At 58.5% G+C, this 3266-nt stretch carries 5 protein-coding genes; 2 read left to right on the plus strand and 3 right to left on the minus strand.

The genetic code is table 11. The features are described 5' to 3' along the window. Positions 1 to 651: MFS transporter (locus AACR77_RS08400; protein WP_042880792.1), on the minus strand; the 651-nt coding region annotated here is incomplete at its 3' end. A gap of 211 nt (positions 652 to 862) precedes the next feature. Here AACR77_RS08400 and leuE point away from each other — a divergent pair. Then, the gene (gene leuE / locus AACR77_RS08405) at positions 863 to 1501 is read left to right on the plus strand and encodes a leucine efflux protein LeuE (protein WP_010672336.1); all 639 of its coding nucleotides are present in this window, start codon (positions 863 to 865) and stop codon (positions 1499 to 1501) included. A 34-nt stretch (positions 1502 to 1535) separates the two neighbouring features. Here leuE and AACR77_RS08410 read toward each other — a convergent pair whose 3' ends face one another. Together AACR77_RS08410 and AACR77_RS08415 are read right to left on the minus strand one after the other, a co-directional pair. After that, positions 1536 to 2210 (minus strand): fimbria/pilus periplasmic chaperone, encoded by a 675-nt coding sequence (locus AACR77_RS08410; protein ID WP_042880795.1) that lies wholly within the window; start codon positions 2208 to 2210, stop codon positions 1536 to 1538. A gap of 14 nt (positions 2211 to 2224) precedes the next feature. After that, entirely contained in the window at positions 2225 to 2485 is a 261-nt protein-coding gene (locus tag AACR77_RS08415) for a hypothetical protein (protein WP_231563185.1), read from the minus strand. 531 nt (positions 2486 to 3016) lie between these two features. Between AACR77_RS08415 and AACR77_RS08420 the strand changes: the two genes are divergently transcribed. Then, positions 3017 to 3266: IS5/IS1182 family transposase (locus AACR77_RS08420; RefSeq protein WP_000019381.1), on the plus strand; the 250-nt coding region annotated here is incomplete at its 3' end.

A 3266-nucleotide genomic window follows, 5' to 3' on the forward strand; every position in this document is an offset into this window, starting at 1 on the left:
GGCATGGGCCTTCATCCGCCGATGGAAGCTGGCGGCATGGTGGCTGGACCAGCGGCCGACGAAGCTGAGCACGATGACCCCGATGAGTGCGAACAACGAGAACCAGGCCGCACTGCCCTGTCCCTTCGGCACGATGATGAGCGCCGCGAGCAGGGGGCCGATGGCCGATCCCAGATTGCCGCCGATCTGGAACAGAGACTGGGCCAGACCGGGCTGGTTGCCGGCCGCCATGCGGGCGACCCGGGAGGATTCAGGGTGGAAGACGGAGGAGCCCATGCCGATCAGCATGGCCGACAACAGCACGGCGCCAAAGCTGCCTGCCTGCGACAAGTAGAGCAGCCCCACCAGCGTGAAGCCCATGCCCAGAGGCAGGGAGTAGGGCATGGGTCTGCGGTCGGTATAGAGGCCGATCAGGGGTTGCAGCAGCGAGGCCGTGAACTGGTAGGTGAGGGTGATGAGACCTATCTGGGTGAACGACAGATCGAGCCCCAGCTTCAGGAGGGGATAGATGGCCAGCAGTACCGACTGCATCATGTCGTTCAACAGGTGCGAGAAGCTGATGGCGGCGATCACCGGATAAGCGGTGGTAGTCGGGTTGTCCACCGCGGGCGGGGCGGTGATCGGGGTGTCGGTACTCAAGGTCTTGTCCATGGCTGGGGGATCACTCCCTCTACCATGCCCTATCCCGGCGTATCTGGACATAACCAAAGTGGGCGAACTCTCGGATTGCGTTCGCGTGGCGCGCAGGCCGTTCATGCTGACGGCGTGTGGATGGCTGGTCAGATCTTGTGCTTGGCGCGGGGCGGATTAGTATAGAAGGCCTGCCGCCGTTATCCGGCTCATCACCCGCCATGGAGGGAACATGTTCGAAAGCCTGGGTGTCATCAACGTCTGGACCTATCTGGTCGGTCTCTTCTTCATCATCATCGCCCCGGGCCCGAACTCCCTCTACGTGCTGCGAACCGGTGCCGTGCGCGGCATAGGCCCGGGTTATCGCGCCGCCCTCGGCGTCTTCGTCGGCGATGCCATCCTCATTTTCTGCGCCTATCTGGGGATCGCGTCCCTCATTCGCACTACCCCATTGCTGTTTACCCTGGTGCGCTATCTGGGCGCCATCTACCTGCTTTATCTGGGGGTGAAGATCCTGCACGCGAACTTCATCGCCAAAAAGGCGGGACCGGCGTCCGAGATGGATCCCGGTGAGCGCTATTTTACCAAGGCCCTCACCCTGAGCCTCACCAATCCCAAGGCGATCCTGTTCTACGTCTCTTTCTTCGTGCAGTTCATCGACTTCAGCTATGCCCACACCTGGATCTCCTACCTGGTGCTGGCTGGCATGCTGGAAGCGATGAGCTTCGTCTACCTGACCCTGCTGATCTTCGGCGGTACCCTGATGGCCCGCTTCTTCCGTCAGCGCCAGACGGCGGCCCGTCTCGGCAACGGTCTTATCGGTCTCTTCTTCATGGGGTTTGCGGCCAGGCTGGCGACGCTCTCCTCCTGACCCTGGGGATTGCTGACCGTCCGGTGTCGGGCACCTAGTCTGGCCAGCAATCCTTGCCCACCGGGATGAAGCGGGACTGGTAGACGATGAGCTTCTGGTTTCCCGGTTGATTGATCCCGGGATTGTGGTAGGTCTCCCCGGGCAGCAGGTACTTGCTGTCCGCCTCGCTGTCCGCCTGCTGGCAGCCCCGTTTCACCATGAACTCGAAATAGGTGTTGCCGGTATTGGTGATGGTGCTCTGTGCCGGGTCCAACTGGTATGCAAAACGTGACTGACGCGGGCGCACTACCAGGATGGACTGCAGGGCCAGCTTCACCTCGACGGTTCCCCGGTGCTGCGTCTGGCTGCCTTCATCCACCTGGGCTGCCGGTGACTCGGTGAAGGTGATGCGGTAGTAACGCTCATGGTCATCGGCGGGCCCCTTGTAGTAGAACTTGACGTTCTGGGCATGTCTGGCGTGCAGGGTGAAGCGCCTGGGGGCAAACAGCAGCTCACCGGGGACGGTGGGCAGTGTTCTGCCTCTGGCCGTGGGGTCGCTGATTTTTTCCATCTGTATGTCGTACAGCTTGGGTGAAGCACTGTTGTTGGTCAGGGTTCTGGTAATGAACTCCTGCTCTGGCGCCATGGCAAGAGTCATGGCGCCGATGTCGAGGGCGGCGGCCTGTGAGGTCAGCAAGCCGCCCAGCAAGGGCCAAAGTAGACGATGCATGTTGTACTCCATGGTCAGCGCCAGGTCCCCTTGATGGTGATGGTGCCGCTTTGTTCCACCTCGCCTTCCCACATCTCGTCGCCCATGGTGCGCTGCACCATGGGATCGGTCAGGTCGAATTCCAGCGCCAGCTTGTAAAACCGGGTGATGCCCTGACCGTTGACGGGATCATTCCACTCCTGCGGTGGTTGATTGTCCTGTATTCCGAGGGCGCGAATATCCACCGGTGTGCGATCGCAGCGAATGGCGTGCCGTGAACCCGCTCCATGAGCCACCGAATCGAATACCAGCCTGGTAGGGATGGGGACGGCCTGTTCAGGTGCGAAGGAGCCTGCCGGATAGAAAGTGCAATATCCCCGATAGGGCGAACCTCTGTCCTGTGAAATAGAAATTTCCAGCATATCGGCACTGATGGGGCCGCTATCAGAGATATTGTATGAGAAGCTCAGAATGTCTTTCCAACCTGCCCCTCCCTGTAAGGATTGCTGACGCCCTCCGAAGACAAGATGGATACGCTGAAGTCCCGTGGTTTTATATGTATTTCGGTTGTGCCGCTGAATTCATAGTATCCACTCTCGGGAGCATATCCATTCTTCATATTGAAGTTGATCAGACTGCGAGTCAGTTGATCTTGCAGCCCCAGCCTCACAACCTGTTTGAAGAAATTGCTGGACAAGAAAAGATAAACAGATGGCTGTCCTCTTAAATAGCTGATGTTGTAGCGAGAGCCTTTGCTTGGGAAGGTGCGAACAAGTCCCTGATATGAGATCATGTTTGTCATCTGGAGCCATGAAAAAGGGTTCATCATGAGTCATCAGCTCACCTTCGCCGACAGTGAATTCAGCAGTAAGCGCCGTCAGACCAGAAAAGAGATTTTCTTGTCCCGCATGGAGCAGATTCTGCCATGGCAAAACATGGTGGAAGTCATCGAGCCGTTTTATCCCAAGGCTGGTAATGGCCGGCGACCTTATCCGCTGGAAACCATGCTACGCATTCACTGCATGCAGCATTGGTACAACCTGAGCGATGGCGCGATGGAAGATGCTCTGTACGAAA

The organism is Aeromonas sp. ZOR0002, from assembly GCF_963866995.1.
GTDB lineage: Bacteria > Pseudomonadota > Gammaproteobacteria > Enterobacterales > Aeromonadaceae > Aeromonas > Aeromonas caviae.

What these genes read in the sequence shown, in the direction of transcription:
- leuE (WP_010672336.1), top strand. Translation starts at nt 863, where the DNA reads ATGTTCGAAAGCCTGGGTGTCATCAACGTCTGGACCTATCTGGTCGGT.
- AACR77_RS08410 (WP_042880795.1), bottom strand. Translation starts at nt 2,210, where the DNA reads ATGCATCGTCTACTTTGGCCCTTGCTGGGCGGCTTGCTGACCTCACAG.